Origin of the sequence: Paenibacillus tarimensis (genome assembly GCF_021532315.1) — a bacterium.
Classification (GTDB): Bacteria; Bacillota; Bacilli; order Paenibacillales; family Paenibacillaceae; genus Paenibacillus_I; species Paenibacillus_I tarimensis.
In genome coordinates, this window is record NZ_JAKGAO010000031.1 from 30,587 (window position 1) to 55,894 (window position 25,308).

The 25,308-nt window shown below is 52.6% G+C and carries 25 protein-coding genes and 1 riboswitch; of the genes, 1 reads left to right on the forward strand and 24 read right to left on the reverse strand.

Annotation, left to right across the window (positions count from 1 at the left end; all coding sequences use genetic code 11):
- Nucleotides 1-308 precede the first annotated feature (308 nt).
- From L1N82_RS21570 to pth, 11 genes are all read right to left on the reverse strand, one after another.
- Nucleotides 309-2,081 (reverse strand): putative polysaccharide biosynthesis protein, encoded by a 1,773-nt coding sequence (locus L1N82_RS21570; protein ID WP_235289518.1) that lies wholly within the window; start codon nucleotides 2,079-2,081, stop codon nucleotides 309-311.
- A 202-nt stretch (nucleotides 2,082-2,283) separates the two neighbouring features.
- The gene (gene spoVT / locus L1N82_RS21575; protein ID WP_235289519.1) at nucleotides 2,284-2,826 is read right to left on the reverse strand and encodes a stage V sporulation protein T; all 543 of its coding nucleotides are present in this window, start codon (nucleotides 2,824-2,826) and stop codon (nucleotides 2,284-2,286) included.
- A 391-nt stretch (nucleotides 2,827-3,217) separates the two neighbouring features.
- The gene (gene urtE, locus L1N82_RS21580; RefSeq protein ID WP_235289520.1) at nucleotides 3,218-3,913 is read right to left on the reverse strand and encodes an urea ABC transporter ATP-binding subunit UrtE; all 696 of its coding nucleotides are present in this window, start codon (nucleotides 3,911-3,913) and stop codon (nucleotides 3,218-3,220) included.
- Nucleotides 3,891-4,676 (reverse strand): urea ABC transporter ATP-binding protein UrtD, encoded by a 786-nt coding sequence (gene urtD / locus L1N82_RS21585; RefSeq protein WP_235289521.1) that lies wholly within the window; start codon nucleotides 4,674-4,676, stop codon nucleotides 3,891-3,893. Before urtD ends, urtE begins: the two co-directional genes overlap by 23 nt.
- Nucleotides 4,624-5,724, reverse strand: coding sequence for an urea ABC transporter permease subunit UrtC (gene urtC, locus L1N82_RS21590; RefSeq protein ID WP_407946801.1), 1,101 nt, complete (start codon nucleotides 5,722-5,724; stop codon nucleotides 4,624-4,626). The genes urtD and urtC overlap by 53 nt, the downstream gene beginning before the upstream one ends.
- A 72-nt stretch (nucleotides 5,725-5,796) precedes the next feature.
- The gene (gene urtB, locus L1N82_RS21595; RefSeq protein WP_235289522.1) at nucleotides 5,797-6,705 is read right to left on the reverse strand and encodes an urea ABC transporter permease subunit UrtB; all 909 of its coding nucleotides are present in this window, start codon (nucleotides 6,703-6,705) and stop codon (nucleotides 5,797-5,799) included.
- Between the two features lie 115 nt (nucleotides 6,706-6,820).
- Nucleotides 6,821-8,098, reverse strand: a complete 1,278-nt coding sequence (gene urtA / locus L1N82_RS21600; RefSeq protein WP_235289523.1) for an urea ABC transporter substrate-binding protein — start codon at nucleotides 8,096-8,098, stop codon at nucleotides 6,821-6,823.
- A 407-nt stretch (nucleotides 8,099-8,505) separates the two neighbouring features.
- On the reverse strand, nucleotides 8,506-9,660 hold the full coding sequence (locus L1N82_RS21605) for a peptidylprolyl isomerase (RefSeq protein WP_235289524.1): 1,155 nt from the start codon (nucleotides 9,658-9,660) through the stop codon (nucleotides 8,506-8,508).
- Nucleotides 9,647-13,177, reverse strand: coding sequence for a transcription-repair coupling factor (gene mfd / locus L1N82_RS21610; RefSeq protein ID WP_235289525.1), 3,531 nt, complete (start codon nucleotides 13,175-13,177; stop codon nucleotides 9,647-9,649). Before mfd ends, L1N82_RS21605 begins: the two co-directional genes overlap by 14 nt.
- 162 nt (nucleotides 13,178-13,339) lie before the next feature.
- On the reverse strand, nucleotides 13,340-13,570 hold the full coding sequence (locus L1N82_RS21615) for an anti-sigma-F factor Fin family protein (RefSeq protein ID WP_235289526.1): 231 nt from the start codon (nucleotides 13,568-13,570) through the stop codon (nucleotides 13,340-13,342).
- A gap of 54 nt (nucleotides 13,571-13,624) precedes the next feature.
- Nucleotides 13,625-14,185, reverse strand: a complete 561-nt coding sequence (gene pth / locus L1N82_RS21620; protein WP_235289527.1) for an aminoacyl-tRNA hydrolase — start codon at nucleotides 14,183-14,185, stop codon at nucleotides 13,625-13,627.
- A 92-nt stretch (nucleotides 14,186-14,277) separates the two neighbouring features.
- Here pth and L1N82_RS21625 point away from each other — a divergent pair, with 92 nt between their 5' ends.
- Complete coding sequence (locus L1N82_RS21625) at nucleotides 14,278-14,520, forward strand: hypothetical protein (protein ID WP_235289528.1); 243 nt, start codon at nucleotides 14,278-14,280, stop codon at nucleotides 14,518-14,520.
- A 154-nt stretch (nucleotides 14,521-14,674) separates the two neighbouring features.
- On the opposite strand, the gene L1N82_RS21630 is transcribed toward L1N82_RS21625, so the two are convergent.
- The 13 genes from L1N82_RS21630 to L1N82_RS21690 form a co-directional block, all read right to left on the reverse strand.
- The gene (locus tag L1N82_RS21630; protein ID WP_235289529.1) at nucleotides 14,675-15,340 is read right to left on the reverse strand and encodes a 50S ribosomal protein L25; all 666 of its coding nucleotides are present in this window, start codon (nucleotides 15,338-15,340) and stop codon (nucleotides 14,675-14,677) included.
- 170 nt (nucleotides 15,341-15,510) lie between these two features.
- Nucleotides 15,511-16,911, reverse strand: a complete 1,401-nt coding sequence (gene glmU / locus L1N82_RS21635; protein WP_235289530.1) for a bifunctional UDP-N-acetylglucosamine diphosphorylase/glucosamine-1-phosphate N-acetyltransferase GlmU — start codon at nucleotides 16,909-16,911, stop codon at nucleotides 15,511-15,513.
- A gap of 124 nt (nucleotides 16,912-17,035) precedes the next feature.
- The gene (gene spoVG / locus L1N82_RS21640; protein WP_111147706.1) at nucleotides 17,036-17,323 is read right to left on the reverse strand and encodes a septation regulator SpoVG; all 288 of its coding nucleotides are present in this window, start codon (nucleotides 17,321-17,323) and stop codon (nucleotides 17,036-17,038) included.
- A 127-nt stretch (nucleotides 17,324-17,450) separates the two neighbouring features.
- A complete protein-coding gene (locus tag L1N82_RS21645; protein WP_235289531.1) occupies nucleotides 17,451-17,849 on the reverse strand; it encodes a RidA family protein in 399 nt (132 codons plus the stop codon).
- A 13-nt stretch (nucleotides 17,850-17,862) separates the two neighbouring features.
- Nucleotides 17,863-18,690, reverse strand: coding sequence for a pur operon repressor (gene purR, locus L1N82_RS21650; RefSeq protein ID WP_235289532.1), 828 nt, complete (start codon nucleotides 18,688-18,690; stop codon nucleotides 17,863-17,865).
- Between the two features lie 83 nt (nucleotides 18,691-18,773).
- Nucleotides 18,774-19,628 carry a 4-(cytidine 5'-diphospho)-2-C-methyl-D-erythritol kinase gene (gene ispE / locus L1N82_RS21655; protein WP_235289553.1) on the reverse strand — a complete coding sequence of 285 codons (855 nt, stop codon included), beginning with the start codon at nucleotides 19,626-19,628 and terminating at the stop codon, nucleotides 18,774-18,776.
- A 142-nt stretch (nucleotides 19,629-19,770) separates the two neighbouring features.
- The gene (locus L1N82_RS21660; protein WP_235289533.1) at nucleotides 19,771-19,965 is read right to left on the reverse strand and encodes a small, acid-soluble spore protein, alpha/beta type; all 195 of its coding nucleotides are present in this window, start codon (nucleotides 19,963-19,965) and stop codon (nucleotides 19,771-19,773) included.
- A gap of 94 nt (nucleotides 19,966-20,059) precedes the next feature.
- Entirely contained in the window at nucleotides 20,060-20,335 is a 276-nt protein-coding gene (veg, locus tag L1N82_RS21665) for a biofilm formation stimulator Veg (RefSeq protein ID WP_111147683.1), read from the reverse strand.
- Nucleotides 20,336-20,489: 154 nt separating this feature from the next.
- Nucleotides 20,490-21,380 (reverse strand): sporulation peptidase YabG, encoded by an 891-nt coding sequence (gene yabG / locus L1N82_RS21670; protein ID WP_235289534.1) that lies wholly within the window; start codon nucleotides 21,378-21,380, stop codon nucleotides 20,490-20,492.
- Nucleotides 21,381-21,501: 121 nt separating this feature from the next.
- Nucleotides 21,502-21,876, reverse strand: a complete 375-nt coding sequence (locus tag L1N82_RS21675; RefSeq protein WP_235289535.1) for a hypothetical protein — start codon at nucleotides 21,874-21,876, stop codon at nucleotides 21,502-21,504.
- 127 nt (nucleotides 21,877-22,003) lie between these two features.
- Nucleotides 22,004-22,921 (reverse strand): 16S rRNA (adenine(1518)-N(6)/adenine(1519)-N(6))-dimethyltransferase RsmA, encoded by a 918-nt coding sequence (gene rsmA / locus L1N82_RS21680; RefSeq protein WP_235289536.1) that lies wholly within the window; start codon nucleotides 22,919-22,921, stop codon nucleotides 22,004-22,006.
- Nucleotides 22,890-23,453: a ribonuclease M5 gene (gene rnmV / locus L1N82_RS21685; protein ID WP_235289537.1), complete on the reverse strand. Its 564-nt coding sequence runs from the start codon at nucleotides 23,451-23,453 to the stop codon at nucleotides 22,890-22,892. The genes rsmA and rnmV overlap by 32 nt, the downstream gene beginning before the upstream one ends.
- Nucleotides 23,454-23,652: 199 nt before the next feature.
- Entirely contained in the window at nucleotides 23,653-24,804 is a 1,152-nt protein-coding gene (locus tag L1N82_RS21690; protein ID WP_407946800.1) for a ubiquitin-like domain-containing protein, read from the reverse strand.
- Between the two features lie 232 nt (nucleotides 24,805-25,036).
- A riboswitch (cyclic di-AMP (ydaO/yuaA leader) is annotated at nucleotides 25,037-25,243 on the reverse strand.
- Between the last annotated feature and the right edge of the window lie 65 nt (nucleotides 25,244-25,308).

Consider the following 25,308-nt stretch of genomic DNA (forward strand, 5'->3'; position numbering starts at 1 on the left):
TATTTCTGTAGTTTTCATCTCTGTCAGTTGAACTAATGACATTCTTTACAAAATCTATTTTTCCATCGTGTGTCCATACTGCTTCGCTTAATTCCGACACATTAGACACTGGATATACGGAAGATGAACCATTGTCAATTGTGGATGGTGTATCTAGTAAAGGCTTGTCTCGTCTGTCACTACTCGTTCTATGAACTATAGGGCAGGATGTAAAGCAGTTTGTCATTGATATATGCATCCTTCACCCTTTCACTAAATAAAATGTCCATACTCGCTAACGATTGCCCCTAAAGACAATTAGTGTATTATCATATTCGAGAATTGCGGTGGAGCAGGGCGGCAAGCTTCGAGCCGCCCGGCAGCGCGCGCAGCTCGCGCGCGCCGATGCCGCCGCCAAGCACCAGCGCGGCGGCGAACACCACTGCGCCGACGGCTGTGCCCGTCAGCGCGTGGACAGCCGCTGCCGCCCGCAGGGGCAGCGGCCAGAGCCCGAGCAGCGCCGGCAGGCCGCGCTCGGTGAGGAGCAGCGCCGCGGCCATGCACGCGAGCGCAAGAGCCGTGCCCGCAGCAGCGCGGGGCACGGCAGGGCCGCCGCCGGCGGCGCGGCGCACGGCGCCCGCGCCCAGCAGCGCGGCGGCCGAAAGCGCCGCGAAGCCTGCCCAGGCGGCGCCTTCGATGCCGAACGCGGGCACCAGCACCGCGTTCAGGCCGGCCTTGCAAGCAGCGCTGCCCAGAATCAGCAGCGCCGGCAGCTTGACCCGGCCGAGGGCTGGCAGCATCGCCGCCGTAACCGCGCTGAGCGTCCCCGCAAGGGCTGTAGCGCTCACCCAGGCGAACGTCCGCCCCGCTTCATTGTCCGTGTACAGCATAATGTTGATGGATGGCGCAAGCAGCACCAGCCCCACAGCTGCCGCCGCCCCAACCTGCCAGGCGAGGCCAAGCGCAAGGCCTGCCTGTCCCTTCACCGCTTCGCGATCTCCCCGCAGCCTGGCTGCTGCCAGTGCAGGCACCAGTGCGCCTGCCATCGTGCCAGCTACCATAACGACTAGCTGAACCAATGTCTGGCCCCTGCTGTACAGGCCGAACTGCCGCATCGCCTCCATGGCGCTCATACCGTCTCCGCTGAGCAGTCTGGGAACCGTGAACGCATCGACAATTCCTGCGACCGGAACCGCTGCTGCGCCGAACGCTGCAGGCAGTCCGACTCGCAGCAGCAGCCCCATGTCCGGTCCGAGACTATTCTTCCTCGCCTGCCGCACCCGGGAGGCTTCCCTGCACTTATGAAACCTCTCCGCCCTGCCATCGCGCTCTACATCTCTACTCCTCTTCAAGGCTGCCGCCGCGCCGCTCTCCAAGCTCAGCCGCCCGCTTCTCCGCTCTGCGAGCCAGAAGAGCAGCATGACCGCAAGGCCAGCCGCTCCTCCTACCGCAGAGCCTGCCGTAGCGCCAGCAGCCAGCATGGCATCACTCCAGCCCCAGCTCCATCCAAGGAGCAGCAGAGTCAGCATGGCAGCCACCCGGAAGCTCTGTTCGGTAACCTGCGAGACTGCAGAGGGCAGCATCCGCTGCCGGCCCTGAAAATATCCCCTAAGCGCCGCCACGAACGGCATGCTAAACAGCGCAAGCGCAGACGCCCTGATTGCCGGTCTGGCCAATTCGTCGCCCACCATCAGGGCTACCGCGCCTGCACCGAACCACATTAGGGCAAATCCCGCCGCCGCGCTGATTGCCAGCCAGACCATGGCCGCCCGGACCAGGCCCTGACCGCTATCTCCTTTCTCCACCCGCTCCGCGACAAGCAGCGACAAGGCTGCCGGTATCCCCGCCGCAGTCAGGAACAGCAGCAGCTGATAGAACGGGTATACCGCATTATAGAGACCAAATACGCGGTCTCCTGCGATATTTTGCAGCGGCACCTTCTGAATTGTGCCCAGCAGCTTCGATAGTGCCGCCGCAGCCCCCAGCACTGCTGCTCCCTGCAGCCACGAAGTGCGGGCACTGCCCCTTTCCGGCTGTCCTTCATCCCCAGCCCGAATTCCCGCTTTCTCTTCAGCCTCCGGCTGCTTGATCTTGTGCTCCATTGCCGCCCTTCACCGCCTGTCCGCTCGCCCTAGTATAATTGAGATCATTATACTCCATTTAAGCGGTCCGGTCAGGCAGGAACGTACATCTATGAAGGAGCTAGCACTACATTGGACGGCTGCACGCAAAGAAGCTTCCTCTGCGGAACGCCATCTGCTGGCGCGGTTACAGGGAAGCTTCATCTTTGTATAAGTAAACGGTTTATTGCTCCATCTGCTTAGCCAGAAATCCGGCTGCCGTCTCGGCCATCTTGATTTCCATTTGAGCCATCTTCACATTCTCTTCCTTGCTCAGCAGAGCCACCGCTCCGATTGGATCGCCGCCTGCAATAATCGGTGCCACGACAAGCGAGCTGTATTCATCAGTGGTATCCTTGACAATCTCGAAGGAACCGCCGTCCTCCTCCGCTACGGCCTTACGGCTTTCCATGCACTGCTCAAGGGTAGCGCCAATGGATTTTTCCAGAAACTCCTTCTTCGACGCGCCTGCAACAGCAATGATGGTGTCACGGTCACAAATGATCGTGGTATGGTTGGTGCTCTCGTACAGCGACTCCGCGTATTCCTTGGCAAAATCACCAAGTTCACCGATCGGTGAGTATTTCTTGAGAATCACTTCACCATCACGGTCAACAAAGATCTCGAGCGGATCTCCTTCGCGTATGCGAAGCGTGCGGCGAATTTCCTTAGGGATGACCACGCGTCCGAGATCATCGATACGGCGAACAATTCCAGTTGCTTTCATATCTAGATGCCCCACTTTCCTTGAAGATTTAGAATCGACTGGAGGATACGGCCTGCCTTATCTGAATAAGGGAATACCATGCGGCGGAAGGTGCTTGCGAATCTGACCATAGTATTCATCCCCTCCCATTTTCTTATACACATCCATCTATCGGTCCGGATTCCGCGCTCTCCTGATCCTGCACTGTCAGCAAGCATGGGCATACCAGCATTACAGAAGGCTCTGCAGAGACTGCAGCATTCGCGCCAGTACAGTTATAGATTGTTACCGCAGGGCATGAACTATACCTGCACCCAGTTCTGCCCCAAGAACCCAAGACCCTCATATACAAAAAAAAACAAACATCCGCCGCAACCATGCTGCAGGATGTCTGTTCTCTGTTCTTCATTGGTTATACTGTCAAATACCGCATAATGACCTCATCGCTTAGAGCATCCAGTCCGCCCTCCCAGGCGATGGCGCCCTTCTCCAGAATATAGAAGTAATCCCCTACACTCTTTACAAACTCCAGGCTCTGCTCCGCCAGCAGAATCGCTGTCTGGCCCTCTTCTTTGATGGAGCGGATGACATCCCGGATATCATCCACAATAGAGGGCTGAATCCCTTCACACGGTTCATCCAGCAGCAGAACCTCCGGCCGGGAAGCCAGTGCCCTGGCGAAGGCCAGCTGCTGCTGCTGCCCGCCGCTGAGATCACCGCCCCGGCGCTCGTACATGGCCGGCAGCACCGGGAACTTCGCAATGGCATCCTCCGGTATTTCCCTTATTTTCCCCGAGCTTGCTTCAAGTCCGAGCAGAATATTCTCATAGACCGTCAGCTGCGGGAAGACCTCTCTTCCCTGCGGCACATAGCCAATACCCGCCTTCGCCCGGAAGCCCGGCGATTTTTTCGTCAGATTCCTTCCGTTATAGGACACCATTCCTTTGCGGGCCTTCAGGACACCCATGATGCTGCGCATCAGCGTGGTCTTGCCGACTCCGTTGCGCCCCAGCAGACAGACCACCTGGCCCGGCTGGACCTTCAGCGACACATTCCGTAAAATAATGCTTTCCCCGTATCCTGATTCAAGCTGTTGAACGGCTAACATCAGCATCCCGCCTTTTTCCAAGATACACTTCCGCGACCCGGTCGTCTCCCTGAACCTCATCCATGGAACCTTCCTTCAACAGCTTCCCTTCATGCATGACCGTTACCTTGCTCGCAAAGTTCCGCACGAATTCCATGTCGTGCTCCACCACGACGACCGAGCGGGACTTGGCAATTTCGTGCAGGAGTTCACCCGTCTTATCCGTCTCCTTATCCGTCATGCCGGCAACCGGTTCATCCAGCAGCAGAATCTCCGGCTCCTGCAGCAGCATCATGCCGATCTCAAGCCATTGCTTCTCTCCGTGTGAGAGCAAGCCTGCCCGCCAATCCGACTTGCGCTCCAGGCCGATCATTACCATCTGGGCAATAATCCGTTCCCTGTCCGCCTTTGTCATCTTCGCCCTGAGTGTCGCGAATACCCCGCGGTTCTGGCTCATCGCGATCTCCAGGTTCTCGAACACTGTCATTGTCGGGAAAATGGACGGCGTCTGAAATTTACGGCCGATGCCAAGCTCTGCAATCTGGTGCTCCTTCTTCCTCGTGATATCGATATCACCCTTGAACACTACCTTGCCCGAGGCCGGCTTCACCTTGCCGCAGATTACATCCAGAATCGTCGTCTTGCCTGCACCGTTAGGACCGATAAGAAACCGCAGCTCACCCTGCTCCAGATGCAGATTCATTCCCTGTACGGCCTTAAATCCGTCAAATTCAACCGTTACCTGCTCGCACTGCAGGATGGCTGATTGCTGCCGCTCCGTCATGCTCCTCAGACTCCTTTCGCTTGCGGAATGTGATGCGTGAGAACAAGCCGACCAGGCCTTTTGGCAGGAAGACGACTACAATGACGAACAGCAGGCCGAGGAAGAACAGCCATGCATCCGGATAGTTCTCACTAAACACGCTCTTCGCCGAGTTCATCAAAATCGCGCCGAGCGCTGCTCCCACCAGTGTTCCTCTGCCGCCAATGGCTACCCACAACACCATCTCGATGGATGGCACAATGCCCATCATGGAAGGGGAAATAATTCCTACGTGCAGAACGAACAGCATGCCTGCAAGCCCCGCCAGCGCTCCGGATATACTGAATACTACCATCTGGTAAACCGCTGGGTTGTAGCCGATGAACCGCGCCCGGTTCTCTCCGTCACGAACTGCCCGCAGCACCTTGCCGAAGCGGCTCTTCACAATAACCCTGCACAGGACGAAAGCCACGATCAGGAGCGCCGCTGTCACATAGTACAGCGTATGCTTCATTCCCGTACCCGCCAGTGACGTTCCGAACAGGGTCGAGAAGCCGGTCAGACCATTCGTCCCGCCCGTGAATGCCTGCTGGCCAATGAACAGCGTCGTTGTGATGATGACTAGCGCCTGGGTCAGAATCGTAAAGTATACACCCTTGATCCGGTTGCGGAAGGTAAAATAACCGAGAAACAGGGCGAGTAAGGCGGGGATGAGCAGCCCGGCCGCTACCGCAAAGCCAAAGCTCTCGAATGGCTTCCAGAACAGGGGGAGCGACGATAGCCCGCTCCATTCCATGAAATCTGGCAGCCGCCCTCCGCTTGCTTCTAGCTTCAGGTACATAGCCATCGCATAGGCGCCAAGTCCGAAAAATACGCCATGGCCAAGACTGAGAATCCCCGTGTAGCCCCATATAAGGTCAAGGCCAAGCGCCACGATAGCAAATGCCAAAAACTTGGCCAGCAGATTCAGGCGAAAATCATTCAGATATAGCGGCGCGCAGAACAGCGCAGTTGCCGCAACCGCATAGCCGATCAGAATATAGATCCGCTGCGGTGTTAATGTTCGCAGTTGCACACTGCATCACACCTCTCATCATTTCTTTGTCAGAGCTAGTGGAAGGGACCCGGGTCATGTTGTTCTTTAGGAGTCAAGCTGACGGGTCCGCATTGCCACCAGCCCTTTCGGCCGCCACTGCAGAAAAGCCACAATACAGACGAAGACGAGAACCTTGCCCAGCGATGCAGTCGTCCAATACTCAAATACTGTATTCGTGACACCGATCCCCAGAGCACCGAATACCGTTCCGACGAGCTTGCCTACACCGCCCAGTACAACTACCATAAAGGCGTCTACAATGTAATAGGTGCCAAGCGATGGTCCAATAGGTCCCAGGAGCGTTAAGGCGCAGCCGGCAATTCCCGCTATACCCGAACCAATCGCGAAGGTAAGCGCGTCTACACGCCTTGTCGATACGCCCAGACAGGCAGCCATATCGCGGTTTTGCATAACGGCTCTCATCCTGCGACCCGCGTTAGAGCGGTAAATATACAGATACATGATGAACAAGGTGATTGCCACCAGAGCGATGATGAACAGCCGCTTATACGGGAACACAACACCGTCCATTACTGTTAATCCGCCGTTCAGCCAAGAGGGGCTTGTGACCCCGACGTTCGGAGCTCCGAAAATCGTGCGGGCCAGCTGCTGCAGTACAAGCGCTACCCCCCAGGTAGCCAGCAGGCTGTCGAGCGGACGGCCGTAGAGGAAACGGATTAACGTAAATTCCAGAATAAGACCGATTACGAATGCGACCAGAAAACTGACCGGAATAGCCAGCACGAAGTACCAGCCAAACATCGATTCGGGAAACAGATCCATAAAGATATTTTGTGTCACATAGGTGGAATAAGCCCCAATCATGATCAGCTCGCCATGCGCCATGTTAATCACATTCATCAAACCAAACGTAATGGCCAGCCCGAGGGCAATGAGCAGCAAAATAGAGCTTACGCTGATTCCGTTAAACAGCTGAAGGAACAAGACCTCCATAAATTCACCCCTTCTCTTCCTGGTCCCCATCTATAAGGGTATAAGGGAAGGGAAGCATCCCGCCTTGCCGCCGGCCGGACACTCCCCTCCATTAAGCTGGTTAGCTTTCCCTTTGTTAGCCGCCCGAGCTTAAGCTTGCCGCCCAGTCATAGCCCTTCAAATAAGGATCCGGCTTTACCTCCTCGCCCGTGCTCCACAGCTCCTTGAACTGGCCGTCCGCCTGTACCTCGCCAATCCGGACCGGCTTGTAAATATGCTGGTTCTCACCATCTATGGTGACCTTGCCTTCCGGCGCGTTCCACTCCAGCCCTTTCGCCGCTTCCTTCACAGCTGCAACATCGGTCGATCCCGCTTTCTCAACGGCTGCGGCCCACAGATAAACGGCTGTATATCCAGCTTCAATCGGGTCAGCCGTCACACGGTCTGCTCCATACTTCGCTTTATAATTCTCAACGAATGTTTTGTTCTCCGGTGTATCTGTCGTCTGGTAGTAGTTCCATGCTGCCAGATGACCCTCCAGCACGTCAGCTCCAATTCCCCGGATTTCTTCCTCTGCCACACTTACTGACAGCGTCGTCATATCCTGTGCCGTGATACCGGCATCCTTAAGCTGCTTGAAGAATGCCACGTTGCTGTCACCGTTTAGCGTGTTAAAGACAACATCCGGATCAGCTTGCTGAATCTTGCTGATGATTGTACTGTAGTCGGTGTGCCCAAGCGGGGTATATTCCTCGCCTGCCAGCTCTCCGCCCTCTGCCTTCAGCTGTTCTTTAATGATTTTGTTAGCGGTACGCGGGAATACATAGTCCGAGCCCAGCAGATAAAATTTCTTGCCGCGGTTCTCAAGCAGCCATGTCACGGCCGGTACGATCTGCTGGTTCGTCGTTGCGCCGGTGTAGAAGATGTTTGGTGATGATTCTAAGCCTTCATACTGTACCGGGTACCAGAGCAAGCCGTTCATCTCTTCAAATACCGGGAGCATCGCCTTACGGCTTGCCGATGTCCAGCCGCCGAACACGGTAGCGACCTTATCCTCCGAGATAAGCTTGCGCGCCTTCTCCGCGAAGGTCGGCCAATCCGAGGCGCCATCCTCGATGACTGGCACCAGCTTCTTGCCGAGCACGCCGCCCTTGGCATTGATCTCTTCAATCGCCATCAGCTCGGCATCATGTACAGATTTTTCACTGATTGCCATCGTGCCGCTGAGTGAGTGCAGAATGCCAACCTTGATTTCACTTCCGTCACCTGATGAACCACTGTTACTGCCGCCCGAAGCCGTTTCTGCTCCCCCGCTGGCAGGGGCTGTACCTCCATTGTTTGAACCGCAGCCCGCCAATATCAGACTCAGCGACAATACCAACAACAAGACCGAAGACCACACTCTTTTTCTCATGCTTCCACTCCCCATAATCGTTGTCTGTAGTTTCCGAACGTTCGATCGTTTTTCCAGTTGCTTTGTTCGTGGTTTTATTATAGACGCGGTCTCATTATGATGTCAATATATCTTACATAAAAATATGATGGCGAACAGCAAATATGTCTGAAGCCCTGCAAAATGTCGGATTTTAAGCAGAAATTACGTAAATATACCTATCATATCGGTTGAATATCCGTCATTATCACTTCAATATTTCTCTGTACATAACATATATATAACATAAAACTTTCACTTTACTATTGCCCCTTTGTTCGCCTTTATCCTATTATTGGAAAATTCCCTTTCCCCTAATTGTTCCCTAAGAACGACAAAAACCCTTGGCATCATGCCAAGGGCTTCCTCTTTCGCCTAAGCAGCCGCAATTACTCGGCTGTATTACCTTCTGTTGCCTGCCCGCCTTCCGCACCCGCGTTACCGGATGCATCTGTGCCTGCATTACCTTCAGTCGCCGCATTACCGGCATCTTCAGCCGGGGCAGGCTCTTCTTGCGGGAGGGAAACCTTAATTTCCAGCTTCTCCTGTTCTTGCGTCATGAACTCATTCAGCTTCTCAACCGCGATCGATTCACGAAGCTGATCCTTTTGCTCCTGCGTCATCTTGTCGAAGGTAACCTCTTCGCGCTTCTCTACCTTCATAACATGGTAACCATAGGTTGTTTTGACCGGATCACCAATCACACCGATCTCCTGGGTAAGAGCGGCATTCTTGAATTCTTCTACCCAAGAATTAACCTGCTGCTCCTCATACAGACCGCCATTTTCTTTGGAACCCGTATCATCGGAATATTCCTTAGCCAGCTCGCCCCAGTCGCCGCCCTTCTCGAGCTTTTCCTTCACTTCGTTAGCTCTCGATAGTGCTTCTTCTTCTGTACGGCTCTGTTCTCCTGTGGCCGGATCCGATGTTCCAACCAGGATATGGCGGACAGTCGCCACGGTATAGTCAGCCTGCTTTTCGTTAAACGCAGCCTTCAAGTCTTCATCTGGAATATCCTCGCTGAACTCGACTCTCTTCGCTTCAATTACTGCACTAGCCGCCAGCATTGTCTTGGCGATAGCTTTCGCGTCATCAACCGTCAAGCCGCTGTCTGACATGGTCTTCTTCAGTTCTTCATTTTCCTTCAGTGCTTCCTCAATATTCTTCCGGAAGGTTTCGGCCTGCTCCTCCGCCGTCTTAAGCTGCTCCTCGGTTGCCTTCTTCTCATATTCCTTGTACACGATATAACGCTTAAGCTCTTGCTCCTTGTACTGCGGAATCATCAGATACATCGCGTTCTGAGGATCTGTAATCTGAGTCAGTGTGATGTACTTGTCAAACTCAGCTTCGGTAACTTGTCCACCATCTTTATAAGTTGCCACGACCGTAGCGCTGGTCTCTCCTGTTGCGGGAGTATTACCACCACCTGTTGTATTCGTATTATCCTTCTTACCGCAGCCCGCCGCCATCGTCAGGACGAGAACTGCCGCCACAACAAGCAGCAAGCCTTGCCGCCATGACGATTTGCGTTTATTGAAGAGCATTTTGGAGTTCCCCTTTCGGTTTAAGTGCTTCCTTGTATTGTACCAGAAAACGCTCAAGCATTTCCAATTTCTCATGATCGGCCAGCCCCTTGCCAAGCAGCTGGATAACCGGCTGCTCGCCTTCAGCTGTTCCGGAACGCATAAACCGGTTCTCAAAAGCCAGGCAGAGCTTGTCAATTTTCTTGTTATCCATCCGCTGTCTCTCAGAGGCCGCGAATTTCAGAATGAGATCCTCCCCGCGCTGGATGATCTGCTCAATTCCATATTCTCTTCCGTATACCTTAAGCCGCGCAACAGACAACAGGTTGTCGACTGCCTCGGGCAGATCGCCGAAACGGTCAACGAGCTCCTCACGCAGATCCTCTGTCTCTTCCACACTGCGGATGACCGCAACCTTCTTGTAGATCTCAATCTTCTGAATGCTGTCATAGATGTAATCGGAAGGCAGATAAGCGTCCATGCTCAGGTCAATTTGTGTATTCACTTCCTTCACCGTCTCTGCGCCTTCACCGTACATCTCCGCTTTCCGCTTAGCAATCTCATCGGCCAGCATTTGGGAGTACAGATCAAAGCCGACTGAAGCGATAAAGCCGTGCTGCTCGGCACCCAGCAGATTGCCTGCTCCCCGGATAGACAAGTCGCGCATAGCGATTTTGAAGCCGGAGCCAAGCTCGGTGAACTCCTTGATTGACTGCAGGCGCTTCTCCGCAACCTCTGTCAGTACCTTATCGCGCTGGTAGGTAAAATAGGCATACGCGATCCGATTGGAGCGCCCGACACGGCCGCGCAGCTGATACAGCTGGGAGAGACCCATTTTGTCCGCATCATGCACGATCAGCGTATTAACATTCGGGATATCCACCCCTGTCTCAATAATGCTGGTGCTAACCAGAACGTCGGATTCCCCATCCAGAAAATCTAGAATGGTCTTCTCCAGTTCCTGCTCCGTCATCTGCCCGTGGCCGACCGCTACCTTGGCACCTGGAACAAGCGCCGTAATCTGCTCGGCCATCTGGTGGATGCCCTGTACCCGGTTATACAGGTAATACACCTGCCCGCCGCGGGCCAGTTCACGTTCAATTGCCTCCCGCACAAGGGATGTATTGTACTCAACCACATAAGTTTGTACGGGAAAACGATTCTCCGGCGGCGTCTCGATAACGGACAGATCCCGTACGCCAAGCATCGACATATGAAGCGTTCTCGGGATCGGCGTCGCTGTCAGCGTCAGCACGTCCACGTTCGTCTTCAATTTCTTCAGCTTCTCCTTATGGGATACGCCAAAACGCTGCTCCTCGTCCACAATAAGGAGGCCCAGGTCTTTAAAGACCACATCCTGGGACAGCAGGCGGTGAGTACCAATGACGACATCCACCGTACCGGCCTTAATACCCTTCATCGTCTCGTTCTGCTCCTTACGGGAGCGGAAACGGCTCAGCACCTGAATGTTAAACGGATAACCGGAGAACCGCTCCTTGAAGGTTTCATAATGCTGCTGGGCCAATATGGTGGTTGGGACCAGAACAGCAACCTGCTTACCCTCAATGGCTGCCTTGAAAGCCGCGCGCACCGCGACCTCCGTCTTCCCGTAGCCTACGTCGCCGCACAGCAGCCGGTCCATTGGACGGGGCGTCTCCATATCCTTCTTGATTTCTTCAATTGCTCTTAGCTGATCCCTCGTCTCATCGTAAGGGAACATCTCCTCGAATTCCTTCTGATAAGGCGTATCCTGCTGGAAACCGAATCCCGACGATGCCTGCCGCTGGGCATAAAGCTTGATCAGGTCATCCGCGATGTCTTTAACGGATGACTGCACTTTGTTCTTGACCCGTGTCCATTCATTGCCGCCAAGCTTATAGATTTTCGGTTCTTTGTCTTCGTTGCCCACATACTTCTGGATCAGATCGATCTGCTCGATCGGCACAGACAGCTTGTCGCCGCCCGCGTACAGTATATGGAGGTAGTCCTTATGAATGCCGCCAATCTCCAGCGTTCCGATTCCGACATATTTGCCAATCCCGTGATTCTGATGGACGACATAATCGCCTACCTTAAGCTCGGTATAGCTCTTAATCCGTTCAGCGTTGTCAATCTTCTTGTCCACGCGGCGCGCTTTGCGCTGCTTCTGTGAGAACATTTCGCCTTCCGTGATGACAACCAGATGGGAGGAAGGAAGCTCAAAACCGCTTTGCAGATTGCCCTCCACCATCGTCGGCAGATCAATGCTGTAGTCCATCAGCACACGCTTCATCCGGTCCATCCGTTCCGGTGTGCCGGAAAGCATCAGGATATTCGCCCCTGCCTTGCGCCAGCGTTCCATCTCTGCCTTAAGCACATTCATCTGTCCATGGAAATCCTGCATCGCCCGGCTGACGATATTGAGAATGTTCTGCGGCTGGGTATGCGGAATCTGTCTCAGGAACAAGGACATGAACAAGGTCGGGAACGGGCGCTGGTACAGAATCGGCTCCGTATCTCTTGCCAGCACGAAGCCCGGCAGCGATTTGCCGTTCTGAAGCAAATGGGTAGCCCATTCCGCCTCATCCCGCTCCAGCTGCTTCGCTGTCTCAATCAGTCTGGTCGGTTCATCCATGATTAGCAGCGTATCCTGCGGCATGTAATCATATAAGGTTTCCCGCTCCGGATAGAGGAGGGAAATATACTTGTACATCTCAGGGAAATGAATCTGCCCGCGGAGCTTCTCAAGCTCAGAGCCAATCTCCTCACGCAGTCTCTCCTTGGCAAGCCGGTCTGTCATCTTCTCCAGCTGCCGCTCGAGCAGCTCGGCTGCATGCTGCGCCGCATTCAGCATCCGCCGCTCATTGGCGATTACTTCTCTGCATGGAGGAACAGTATACGATTCTACCTTGTCAATTGACCGTTGATCGGCCGGATCGAAGGTACGGATGGAATCAATCTCCTCATCAAACCACTCCACCCGGTAAGCAGCAGGAGAGGTCAACGGATAGAAGTCGACGATCCCGCCGCGTACGCTGATCTCACCCTTGTTCTCGACACGGTCAGCCCGTTCGTAACCGAGCTCCACCATGCGCCGTAAAAACGCTTCCATCGTCAGCGTCTCGCCAACCTTAAGCGAAATTTGTGCTTCCGCAATCACCTCGCGAATCGGCAGGTACCGCCGGACACCGGAGAAAGGCACGACAACAACGCCCCGAAATCCTTGCGATAACCGGATTAGAACTTCCATCCGCTGAGCAAGTGTTTCCGGACTCGATATGGCAGCCTCCGCCGCCACAAGCTCATTAGCCGGGTAGAGCAGAACCTGCTCCTGAGAGAGGCATTCAACCAAATCTTCCGCAACCTTCTGCGCTGCAAACATATTGTGTGTCACAACCAGCATCGGCCGGTCCATCTTCTGCTGCAGTGCCGCCATCCATAACTGACGGGATGAACCGGCCAGACCAGATACCATCTGCTCACGCATACCGCTCTCAAAACCCGCTAAGACGTTCTGAAAATCCGGATCAGCAGCTACTGCTTTTATTAATGTTTCCAACGTACAAGGCACCTCGCTTCTATAAAAAAGGACCACATGCAACTAAACGCCCCTAAACCATCAAAGAGATTAGGCGCGTTTACGAGAGTCCGGTTCACACAGGAAAAAGAAGCCTCGGCATCCGGGCCGAGGCCGTACATCAGCCGGCGGGGAACTCCTTCTCTATTGAAGAGGACTCTCCACCAGCAGCAGTTCGGGATTAGCTTCAAGCGCTTCACGGCAGTATTCACAGACCACCTTAACGGTCACATCGCCATTCGCGTTATACGCTATTATATCGCTGCGCTCCTCGGGGGTCAAGAAATGGAAGCCCAGTCTGGCTTCTGTCAGTTCTTCATTGTGTAATGTTCCAACTTCGGTCCGGCAGTGCCGGCAAACATAATTTACAGCCATTGTATGCCTCCTGAGGGTACAGTATACCCCCAGTATGCCCCTTTTCGGCAAAAACTAACGGTTATATCTCGCCATGGTTTGCTCATATGGATGTGAAAGTGCATACTCAAGCGCATCAGCAGCCGCCTCAATCATCCCGGCCAGCTGGTCATGCTCACTCTTGGCAAAGGGGGATAATACATAATCGGCTATATTAACTCCCGGAGCAGGTCGCGATATACCCATGCGGACCCTGTTAAAGCTTTGGGTTCCGGTATGCTGAATAATCGACTTGATTCCGTTATGCCCGCCGGCACTGCCCTGATAACGGAGTCTGATTTTCCCGATCTCCGTGTCCAAATCATCATACACCACAATAAAATCGTCCAGCTCCGCCTTATAGAAATCCATAAAAGCCCGGACCGTTTCACCGGATAAATTCATATAGGTCATGGGCTTGATCAAGTATACTCTCTCACCCTGCACGTGTCCTTCACCGACAAGCGCCTTGAATTTGCTCTGCGTAACGGATATGCCCCAACGCTTCGCCAGCGTGTCCACAACCATAAAACCCACATTGTGCCGCGTCGATTGATAGGTGCTTCCGGGATTGCCTAATCCGACAATCCATTTCATATTTCAATTCCCCGCTTCCAACAGAATAATATTTTTTTCGCACGTGCAACGTTCTATTCTTCTAAATTGTCATTATAAGTAGAGGTGATATCATGGTCAATGAAATCATGCATCTGTTCGATTTGGAGATTCCGATGTACATCAACGGTCAAATTCTAACCTCCGACCAGCAGCTTCTGGATCACATCGAGCATGAAGTCCCGATACAAGTCTATTGGGGGAAGGAACATCGAGACATCGGTTTTATTGAACAGTTCTGCCCTGATTATGTTAAGGTTAATAATGTATTCTATAACCGCCGCCAGTTTACCTTCAAATCAAGGCCCGGCTACTAGATTTCCTGATGTGCCTGCCCAATGGTTCATTGTCCATGAACCACATGTCCGGTCTTTTCTTCGCTATGCACTCTCCTCGGTCCCAAATGGAGTAGGCCCATGTCCAAGCGACACGGGCCTACTCCATTTTGTACGAAGAGCTTGTCCAGCCGATTTACGCCTTGGACGCCTCTTCTTCCCTGACTTCCTCGGCACCGGCTTCTTCCGCGCGAGAAGCTGCTTCCGCTTCCTCAACAGCCGCATCCTCTGCTTCTTCAGCAGTGAGATCCTTCTGCGGTGCAAGAACCGTCACGACGACCGATTCCGGATCCGTCTTTAGCTCTACACCCTCCGGCAGCTTTAATTCGCCAACCAATATATTCTCACCCACCTGCAGGGAGGAGACATCGACAGCCAGCGAATCCGGGATCCGGCTTGGCAGACACTGAATCTCAACTTCATGAAGCATGGTCTGCACAATACCGCCTTCCTTCTCGCCCGCGGACACTCCTGTCGTTTCTACTCTTACCTGCGTGCGGATAGCTTGATTCATATCAATCTGGTGAAAATCAATATGGAGCAAATGACGGCTCAGCGGATCGCGCTGTACATCCGACAGCATAACCGATTGCTTACCGACAGCAGGAACCTCCAGCTCCAGAACCGCATGCGGATTTGAGCGGATAAGAGCCATCAGCTCTTTTTCCTCCACGGCAATTGCCGTTGCTTTGCTGATATTTTTGCCGTATACGACACCTGGGACTTTACCCTGCTCGCGCAGCTGCCTCAGATCCGCTTTGGTTTGTACAAGTCGCTCTTCGGCTTTCATGGTCATCGTCATATGGAAACCTCCTCTTATCGTGCATGTACGTTTCCATATATTCTTACCCATTACCATGGTTGTTTAACCGTAGGGAAGCTTTTTTTGCCAGCGCCTCCATGAAGAATGCCGGCTAACCCTGCGGTCAGCCGGCATTCTTCTTCGTGCGGTTTCATTAACCCTAGAGGATGTTAGCTCTCGCCGCCGCGTTCCTTCTTCAGCTTGGCTCTAGCACGGATTCGTTCCGCATACCCTTCCTTGTTAACCTGACGTTCTCTGGCGATTGCCAGATCGCCTGCCGGCACATCATGCGTTACCGTCGATCCGGCTACCACATAAGCACCCTCCCCAATCTTAACCGGGGCAATCAGGTTACAGTTGCTGCCGATGAATGCGCCGTCGCCAATCTCCGTTACCGATTTATTGATGCCATCATAGTTAACCGTTATTGCACCGCAGCCGATGTTAACATCCTTGCCTACTACCGCATCTCCCACATAGCTTAAATGGGAAACCTTGCTGCCCTTGCCAAGCGACGCATTCTTCAGCTCGACAAAGTCGCCGATCTTGCAGTCGCGGTCAAGCTTCGAGCCCGGCCGCAGATTCGCATAAGGTCCGATTGCACAGGCATCCCCCACTTCAGCTTCCAGCAGGACGGAATATCTGACCTGCACGCCGCTCTTCAGCACCGAGTCGGTAATATCAGCCTGCGGGCCAATGTGGCAATCCTCGCCGATAACCGTGCGTCCGCGCAGCACTGTGCCCGGATACAGGACCGTATCCGCTCCGATTGTCACACTATCTTCGATATAGGTATTAGATGTATCCATGATCGTTACACCGTTCAAGAGGTGACGCTTAATAATACGCTCGCGCATCAGCTTCTCGGCTTCAGCCAAGGCAACACGGTCATTGACGCCAATTGCTTCCGCAAGGTCTGATGTGCAATAAGCCTGCACGATATCACCTGCCTCCTTCAGAAGGCCAATGACATCCGTCAAGTAAAACTCACCCTGCGCATTATCGTTACGTATGTTAGCGAGCGCCTCGAACAGCTTCTTGTTATCAAAGCAATATGTACCGGTATTAATTTCCCGTACCTTCCGCTCCTCTGCAGAGCAGTCCTTATGTTCGACGATTCGTTCCACTGCACCACCGGCACTGCGGACAACCCGTCCGTACCCTGTCGGGTCCTCTAGCTCAGCTGTCAGGACAGTTGCCGATGCACCGGAAGAAGCATGAAGCGCCAGCATAGACTGAATGGTAGTCGCGGTAACCAGCGGAGTATCGCCGCATATCACAATGGTCGTACCCTCTTCACTTCCCAGCAGACTCTCAGCCTGGCGAACAGCGTGCCCGGTTCCCAACTGCTCGGCCTGCAGCACAAATTCGGCGCGGTCACCTACATAACCCTGAACCGCCTCCGCACCGTGTCCAACGATGACCACCACACGTTCACAGGACGCATCGCGCACCGTATCGAGTACATGTCCCACCATGGGCTTGCCGCATACCGGATGCAGCACTTTATACAATTTGGACTTCATCCGCTTGCCTTGACCCGCAGCAAGCACAATCGCCATTTTCTTCATAACTACTCTTCTCCTCCCCGCAACCTGCCCACCCGGGGGCGAAATATAATCATTACTGACTATATCATTACTTCATGCCAAAAGAAAAGAGAGCCTTAGGGCCCTCTTCTCTCATGACACGAATTCACGCACCTTCTTCAATTGCGGTTTCTTCCTCAGTCGCTGCGCGTTCATATTCAGCCAGGACAGCAGCTTGGATTTTCTCCCGAGTAGTGGAGGAAATCGGATGAGCGATATCACGGAATTCTCCATCCGGAGTACGCTTGCTCGGCATAGCCACGAACATACCATTGTTACCATCGATCACGCGAATGTCGTGAACTACAAATTCATTGTCAATGGTGATGGAGGCGATAGCCTTCATTCTTCCTTCGGAATTTACACGGCGGAGTCTAACATCGGTTATTTGCACTTTGTGTTCACCACCTTTGCCTTTCGAAGACTTGGTGTATAATTCCACATTTCTCCCCCAAATCCTTCTTGAATTTGGAAAATTTACGCCACTTTAATAAGTTTTTTTTGGAGTAAAAAATGGTTCGCTACTGTTCGACACCTATCGATGCGATGAGTTCAATTTCGACAAGCACATCCTTCGGAAGACGTGCCACTTCTACAGTTGAACGTGCCGGCTTGTGCTCGCCAAAGTATTCCGCGTAGATCGCGTTAAGTTCTGCAAACTGATCCATATCCTTAATAAATACCGTTGCCTTGACTACATCATTCAGTCCGGCCCCTGCAGCTGCAAGAACTGCCTGAAGGTTACGGAATACCTGGTGCGTCTGTTCCGCGATTCCGCCCTCAACAAGCGAACCGTCCGGTTTAAGAGGGATTTGCCCCGAGGTGAAGAGCAGACCCCCGATCTTTACCGCCTGTGAATATGGACCAATTGCTGCCGGCGCTTCTGTCGTAGTCAGCGGAATCGGCTGTTGCTTAGACATCATCTATTCCTCCCTACTCATTAAAATAATTACCCGGCACCACAGTCGTGTGCTTGGTCTTCATATCAACAGCAGTCAGCTTGGCAAGAGAAATATAATCCTCAAGCAGCCGTTCCTCGATCTCTACTTCTCCCGACTCCACGAACACGCCCACACCAGCAACGGTTGCATTAAATTCCGTCAGAAGATCGATCATACCCTGCACCGTTCCGCCGGCCTTCATGAAATCGTCAATGATCAGAACTCTGGACCGCTCCTTCAAGGCACGTCTTGCCAGCGACATCGTCTGGATACGCTTATTCGATCCGGAAACGTAATTGATGCTGACAGCCGAACCTTCCGTCACTTTATTGTCACGCCGCACTATAACAACGGGCAGATTGAGGAAGGTTGCAGTCGAGTATGCCAGCGGGATACCTTTGGTCTCTACGGTCATGATTACGTCAATGTCCCGGTTTGCAAATGCCGTAGCAAATATACGCCCCACATCGCTCATAACCGACGGCTGCCCAATCATATCGGTCATATACAGATAGCCGCCAGCCAGCACCCTCTCCGGCTGCTCCAGCTGCTTGCATATGTCCTGAATTGTAGACAAGGCCGCTTGTTTATCAGTCTTTGGAATATACTTCACCCCGCCGGCCGCACCCGCTAGGGTATGCAGCTCGCCAAGTCCTTCACCTTCGAAAACTTCTTTAATAATCGCCAAATCCTCGCTGATGGAGGATTTTGCAGACTGATAACGGTCTGCAAAGGCTGTCAGCGAAATTAACGTGTGAGGCCGGGATAACAGGTACTGTGTCATCTCTACCAGCCTTGCGCTCCGCTTTAATTTCTTCATGGGCCCATCTCCCTGATAAAAACCGAATGTTATACAGTCAATATAACATTTTTATACGGTTTTTTACAAGAAGAACGTAACCTTCATGTAAGCATTCTTACCACATATACTTCCTTGCAAAAGCCCCGCAGTCCATTATAGATTCTGGCCACCTTGGATTCTTTGGATACCAGTCCGAATACAGTAGGTCCGCTTCCTGACATCAGCACGCCGTCAGCACCCAGCCGGATCATACTTTCCTTCAGCTGTGCGACCTCCGGGTAGAGGCGCAGTGTGACCGTTTCCAATACATTTCCCAGCCTGTCACACACCTCCGAGAAGGACCGGTTCCGTATCGCTTCCACCATCCCGGCCGCAGAAGGGTGGCTCTTCAGATCGTCAACACGGAAGCGCCCATACACATCTGCCGTTGAGACATTAATGGGAGGCTTCGCAAGTATTACCCAACACTGTGGCGGGTTATCGATCGGCTCGAGCTTCTCACCGCGTCCTGTAGCTATTGCTGTCCCGCCGGTTACACAGAACGGCACATCCGAGCCAAGCTCTGCTCCAAGCTCGCACAGCTCCTTCTCGGGGATATGAAGGCCCCACAGACGATTTAGCCCGCGCAGCGTAGCAGCCGCATCGCTGCTGCCCCCTGCAAGCCCCGCAGCTACGGGAATATGCTTGTCCAGGTGGATATAGACGCCTTGGCGCACCTGGTAACGTTCTTTAATCAGCTTGGCAGCCTGAAAGGCCAAGTTCTTCTCATCAAGCGGAATGTAACCAGCCTGACTGGAAATAATGATCGTATCCCGCGGCAGTTCCTCCATCTCCAGGCGGTCTGCCAGATCAACCATAGTCATAATCATCTCGACCTCATGAAATCCATCATTCCGCTTGCCAAGCACATCCAGCAGAAGATTGATTTTGGCCGGCGCTTTCTCATAGATCTTCATCTTATTCACCCGCTCGCCTTATCTCCACTAAAACGATCTTGTACTTCATGCTATTATAACAAATGACGTATGTAAAAGCGAAAGAACGGCCCATCCGCGTATAACGCGTAAAGGCCGTTCATTCATAAGACGGATATCGAAGCTACTGCCGATTCGGATTACTGCTCCCTTGAGCGGACTGCTCAGCAAGCTGAATAGCCCGTTTGACCATATTTCCTGCATCTTTTGCACGAATACCGCCCCAACCTTCCTTCTGAACGGTATCGTAGAAGCCAAGATCCTTGGCAAGCTCATACTTAAGCTGCTCGGACATCACACTGCGTCTTCTGCGGCTCATATTATGTGGGCCTCCTTCTCTGCATTGTCATGCTGAAAGCTGTCCCCTACATAATATGCGCCGCCGGCATGCCTAACATGCGGGAGCAATCCAGTCAGTGCTGAATATAGGTGATACGAACCTGCCCTTCGTCATTAACCACCGTTACTTCAACCGATTCCGTTAATATGTCAGCATAACTGTAAGAAACACGCTTGAAGGCGTGCTGGTCTTGATCGAGTTTGACGATGAAAACAGATGGGTAGATTTCTTCCAACACACCGGTACGTTCAATGGTCTTCCGTCGGCCGCCATTGGCCCGAAGACAAATCTTGGAACCCACATGTGCCTCTAAGTTTCGTTTAATTTCCAACAGCGCATTTTTTGCCATTGTCCACTACCACCTCTTTCCTTGTCCATTATACCGGACAAAGAGGGTGGTGTCAAATGAAGCAAATAATTATAACAACCAACCAAATAATCTGTCAACGGGCATTTTGCCTTTTTTAGCGTAAATTATGCATTGAGTACTTAAAAAAGCCTCGTTAGCGCCCTTGGGCTATAGCCTTTACTTGTTTGGGCCTGGGCATACCTACCCGGTAAGTCCCTGATGTCTCAATTCCCCCAACCCCCGCCGCACCGCTAATCGTTCCGTAGATGGCATCATTAAGGCTAATCGTTTCGCGTATCGGTGTTTGACTTGCTTTAACCGCTATATACACAGGATCCAGCGCATGAATCAGAATCCGGTCCGGTGAGCTTGCAAAATTAGCACCTGCCTGCAGCAGCGCTTCAAAGTGCGATTGACAGGCACCTGCTATAATAATCAAGCTGTCCCGGTTATGGTCATAATTCCTTGCAACCCGTACAGCATTGACAAAGTTTTGAGAATTCTTGTAACTGCTCAGCTGCTGCAAATTAGGCTCTGGCCGATTCTTCAGCAGACCATCATGACCCGTGATTACAATAATATCCGGCTGCAGACTCGGTAGAAGCTGTTGAAGCAGACCGGGCATCTGGGATTCGTGGGCATGAAGGCCCTGTGCGGGAACACGCATATGGTTATATAGCTGCATGCTTTTTCTAAGGTAACTGCCATCACCGTCCAGATGGAGTACCTTGCCGGGTACTTCAAAATAGGGACCCCCTCCCTTGGGCATACCCGGCCGCGGCCCGTAGTACATACTCCGCTGCTCTTCAAGCCTGGCTGTCTGCTGCTGAATCCGACGCATCGTCTCGTTCACTTTAATCTTCACTTCCTGTGATGCCCCCGTCTGCTCCGGGTTAGCAATCACATCCAGATCACCAAGCGGTGCATCCGCTAACAGCCTGTAATCGATTCCTTTCAGTATAGCGGAATGCTGCCAGAATGATTCAATACGGAACAGAACATCGCCGCCGTACGATTTACGCACGACATAATCCCCTTGCTTCATGAGCCTATCACCTCTTCGTCTATCCTATGGGATAATAGCCCGTTTGGTGTTTGGTATTCAGGCACAATAAAAGCCCCATCATCCTTTCTTACAGGATGTGGAGCTCTCGCTGATACCCGTTTTACCGCCTTACGGAGAACGGCTGATGAGGTTCAGGATGCATGCCTGGATGGGGCCCAGCGGCAGCCTGACATTGGCGGTTTATGTATTCTGCTTGATGCAGGGAATCAAACAAGGTCACGACATAGATGACCGGGATCATAAGGGACAGGAACACAATCGCGAGTACCTTAAGTGGAATATCATTCATTCCGGCAAAGACCAGCATAACAATATTGCTGATGAGCAGCACCATAAAGGCAAGACCTCTTGGCAGCTCACCGAGATAGAGATGACCTGTTCCCGGCAGCATCAGAGACAGCATCGCCGCAGCGGCCTTGCTGCGCTTGCGTATCATGACGGGCGCCGGTTCTCCAACATGTACATACGAATCCACCCTACTATCACCTCCATTCGTCTCACGGCCTCTAGCCTAGAAGCCCTTCCTTAATTTAGAATACCCTATATTCCGGATTCATAGCTCAGCCTGAGGTTCAGTCTTAAACTGGACTTAAGTCGGGCTCCTACAGCCAGCCCTTGTCCGCGATAGCATTGCTAAGACGTGCAAACTCCTGCAGGGACAACGTCTCGCCGCGGCGTGAAGGCTCTATCTCACAGCTCGTCAGGAGGGCATTGATCTCATCCCGCCGCTCTTTACCCAGGAGCGCAGAGAGATTGTTAGCCAGCGTCTTGCGCCGCTGTGCAAATGAACCCTGCACGATACGGAAAAACTGCTCTTCATCCTTTAATTCAACAGGCGGTGTCTTGCGGACGGTAAGCCGGATAACAGCCGAATCTACATTCGGCTGGGGAATAAATACCGTGTGAGGCACAATGCATATCATACGGGGCTCACAATAGTACTGGGCAGCCACACTGAGACTACCGTACGTTTTGGACCCGGGAGCCGCTGCGATCCGTTCTGCCACTTCCTTTTGAATCATCACTACGATGTGCTCAAGCGGCAGGCGCTCTTCCAGCAGCTTCATCAATATCGGAGTTGTTACATAGTAAGGGAGGTTGGCAACTACGCTCACACTCTCCATATCTCCAAAGCGTTCCCTAAACAAAGCCTGGAGGTCGAGCTTTAGGACATCCCCGTGAATGACTTCGGTATTCTCATAATCAGCGAGCACCTCCGCCAAAATAGGAATAAGCCGCTGATCAATTTCAACTGCCGTCACCTTGCCCGCTGTCCTGGCCAGCTGCTCGGTAAGCGCGCCAATGCCCGGCCCAATCTCCAGGGCTCCCTTGTGTTCGTTAAGCTCTGCTGCGTCTACTATTTTGTTCAGGATATTATGATCAATCAGAAAATTTTGCCCGAGGCTCTTCTTAAATGAAAAGCCGTGTCTTGCTATGATGTCCTTCGTCCGCTTCGGCGAAGAAACAACCGGCCTGCTACCCGTATCCTCAGGCATCGGCTTCACCTCTTCCCTTATCATTCTCCAGCAGCTGAACAGCCCGATCAAATTCTGCTCTTGTTATCTGAAACATCGTACACCTCTTGAAGAACTGCTTGCCGTTCGCATAGCCAATACCGAGCGCATTGCCTGCGATGAGCCGGCGCGAAGCTGCCTCCGGGTGCACGATGAGTCCGGCTCTAATTAGGTCATCCCAGGTTATTTCCGCCTCTAAACCGGCCGTTTCGGTGCGCAGCGTCGCTAACGCCCGCCTGATAGCCTCAGGCTGTGCGTTCTCGATTCCAATGTCTCCCTTATACTCCGCTTCCTCCTGAGGCAGGAACGCATGCTTGCATCCCGGTACACGGCGGGAGACAATCTTGCGTATCCGTTCACCGGCGTGGTCCGGATCAGTGAATATTATGATGCCCCGCCGTTCTGCAGCCAGCTCGATTCGCCGAAGCACTGCCTCCCCGATCGCTGATCCGTTAGTTTCTATCGTCTCAGCTTCAACCGCACGGCGGATGGCAGCCGTATCGGACTTGCCTTCCACTACAATAATTTCTTTTATCATGGAAAAATCCTTTCAAAAAAGCCTGCCCTTATGCAACCTAAGGGTAGCCTAGATCGTCTAATGCTATACATGAAACTAACCCTGTGCCGCTACTGGCTAGTATACAGGACTGTCTGTCTAAATCACAGAAAAACCTCCAGCACAGCCATCCCCTGCCGGAGGATAAAACTGCGCATAGAGGTTTATAGATGATACCGGTTTAGCTTGCCGATGGTTTGTTCGGGCCAAGGACATACACGGTGTAACCCTTTTTTCTGCCGAACTTCAATGCATAAGACTCACTGTCAAAATAGACATCAATCTTATTGCCTTTGATGGCACTACCAGTGTCTTCCGCACGGCGGAAGCCAATGCCCTCAATGTAGACCCACCAGCCGATCGGAATAACCTTCGGATCAACTGCTATCGTCCGCCCTTCCTTCACGCGGGCTCCGGAAGCCGTTATACCATACTGAGGATGGTTTTCGCTCTTGCCGGTTGAAGCCACGCCGGCCGAGTAGGCCGTTAAGGTGACGTTCTTAAGTACCTTCTTGGACTTAAACGATACGCCTTGCTTGGTTACAGTAGCACCTGCACTCGATGATTGCGCCGTCAGGATCTCAACCTTTGGTTCCGGTTTCTTCGTACCGACTGCCACGATGTGATCCCGCTTAGACGTCTCCATATATTTGGTGACGAGCCGGTTTTCGACCAGCTGTCCGTCCTCGTATACTTTTTCGAATTGTTTAACGATAAGCCCTTCCTGACCCTCTTGAACGACCTTCTGCTGGCCGACCTCAAGATTAGGATCTTTGCGCTTCACCACAGTGAAAGGCATCGTATGTTCGGTTTCGGTCAACTTCTTGTCGACACGGGTAACCGATACAGCCATATGGGCTTTAAGCTCAGCATTCAAGGCCGGGAAAACCTTATCCTGCTCGCGAATCGCAATATTTGATTGCTCGATCGCTGCCCCAACTGTTTTTCCTGTCGTGTAGAACGTTTTTGATTTCCCGTCAGCCTTTACGGTTACTTGTACAGCTTGGTCGATGACAACCTGGTCTCCATCCTTCACTGGCGCATCCAGCGGATGTGACACCTTATCATGCGGACCAACCGTAATGGCCTGTTCATCCAGTAGGCGTTGCAGGACCCATTGCTTCGTAGAAACAACGGTTTCTTGTCCATTAACTACTACGGAGACGCTCTTATCAGCCGTTCCGTACAACAACACCAAAAACATGAAAGTCATAGCGATTGAGATAATTCCACTTAAAAGAATCAAACGCAAGTTTTCATGCTTCCATCGCAATGCGAAAGTCATGCTGGATGATCGTTTACCATGGGATTCCTTGATTTGGAAAGCGCCCACTTCTTCGGTCCTCCTTCATAGCCCCGCCGCCCTAGAGTGACATGAGTATAAATGACGCGACTATTGGTAGTATGCGTGCAAGCACGCTGTTCCAGTTACACCGCAAAGCCCCACCCCCATGATGAAAACCTATGACGTCCTTTTACGTATTATTCAAAAAATAAAAGAAGCCGACGTCAGAGGATCCTTCGTGGCTTCCGGCAGGAATGGATTCATAGGCTAGTGGATGCACGAGATCTCTCTATGAACGCTTACGAGGTTAGCTGTCGGGTTCGGGCAAGAGAGCCGCCCTAATGATCAACGCCCAGCCAATATGATGACCGGATCGTCTTACAAATTCACCCCTAGAAGAATTCAAATACAGTCCTTGCCCGTGGGTTAGGCAAAAGGATGTATCGGTTCCCCCGCTCTCCATACGGAGATTAAGCGCAACTGGAAATGGATACAAACTCAAAAGCTCTGAGAAGAATCATACCGTCTTTGGACCAGCATTGTAAAGAACGC